The 1,265-nt window shown below is 43.2% G+C and carries 2 protein-coding genes; both read left to right on the top strand.

Translation table 11 applies throughout. The features are described from left to right. Positions 1-11 precede the first annotated feature (11 nt). Positions 12-542 (top strand): bifunctional adenosylcobinamide kinase/adenosylcobinamide-phosphate guanylyltransferase, encoded by a 531-nt coding sequence (gene cobU, locus A3738_RS28060; RefSeq protein WP_068481558.1) that lies wholly within the window; start codon positions 12-14, stop codon positions 540-542. A 7-nt stretch (positions 543-549) separates the two neighbouring features. Beyond that, a partial coding sequence (locus A3738_RS28055) for a CobD/CbiB family cobalamin biosynthesis protein (protein ID WP_197474102.1) occupies positions 550-1,265 on the top strand: 716 nt, incomplete at its 3' end.

Here is a 1,265-nt window from a genome sequence, read left to right as displayed (position 1 = left end):
GAGTTAGATGAATGAAGCATCTAGTCCTTGGGGGTGTTAAGTCTGGAAAAAGTCGATATGCAGAGACTCTTGCTGCAGATGTAGCTAGCAAAACTAAATTTAACGTTGCATTAGTCGCAACCGCACAAGCTCTTGACGAAGAAATGACTCAGCGTATTAGCAAGCATCAAATCCAGAGACCGGATAATTGGGTGGTGATCGAAGAGCCTGTCGATCTTGCTAAAGCTTTAAGAGATTTAGATGCAGACCCGAGCGTAGGTGTTATCGTGATTGATTGCCTAACACTATGGTTGACCAATTTGCTTGTAAAACCTGAGGTTGTTGACCATAAAGATTCGTTTATTTCTGTGTTTAAGGGGCAACTAGAGACGACAGATACACCTTGTATTTTGGTGTCTAATGAAACCAATATGGGACTCATTGGTATGGATAAACTTACCCGTGATTTTTGTGATGAAGCTGGACGCTTGCATCAATCCCTAGCGACTATCTGTGATCATGTGAGTTTAGTCGTCGCCGGTTTACCCCTTTCAGTGAAGTGAGCTGGTTATGTATCTTTTATCACCAGATCTGCTTTCGCCAACCTTGAGCGCATTCGCTGAGCTTTCGTTTTTCCCGATTTTTACTAATCCGGTTTACGCTTCAATGTGTGTCTTGTTGGCTTTTGTATTCGATTCGATACTTGGTGAGCCAAAAAAATATCATCCGATCGTTGGCCTTGGAAATCTTATCGCGGTCGTTGAACGAGCTTTTTATCCTGAGAATAACAATAGACCTCGATTGCTAATTAGGGGTGTGAGTGCGGCGTTTATTGTGCATAGCTCACTGTTTATTTGTATTTTGCTAGTGGTGTTGGCGCCGTCAGCGATCATAGAGAGTGATAACGTACATGTATGGTTTGGTATGCTGTCGGTCATTATCTTGTATATATGTATTGCTCCTCGCTCTTTGATTCAGCACATTTCTTCAGTCGAAACGACTCTCGCGAGTGGAAATGTTGAAAATGCTAGAGTTGCTCTTTCAAGGGTGGTCAGTCGCGATACGTGTTCGCTTGAAGAACCAGAGATTGCCAAAGCGGCGATTGAAACACTTACCGAGAACGAAAATGATGGAGTGATTGCGCCTTTGTTTTGGTTCCTTATTGGAGGCCCGATTGGTGCCGTATTTTTTAAAGTATCTAATACCTTAGATTCAATGTGGGGCTATCGTAACACTCGGTATAATTATTTTGGACGTTTCTCCGCGCGCGTCGACGACGACCTTGG

The organism is Oleiphilus sp. HI0066 (genome assembly GCF_001635725.1).
The sequence above is the reverse complement of the archived record's forward strand: the minus strand, read 5'-3'. Positions and strand labels throughout refer to the sequence as shown.

Excerpts from the sequence above, each read along its gene's own strand:
- cobU (WP_068481558.1), top strand. The coding sequence starts at position 12 with ATGAAGCATCTAGTCCTTGGGGGTGTTAAGTCTGGAAAAAGTCGATAT.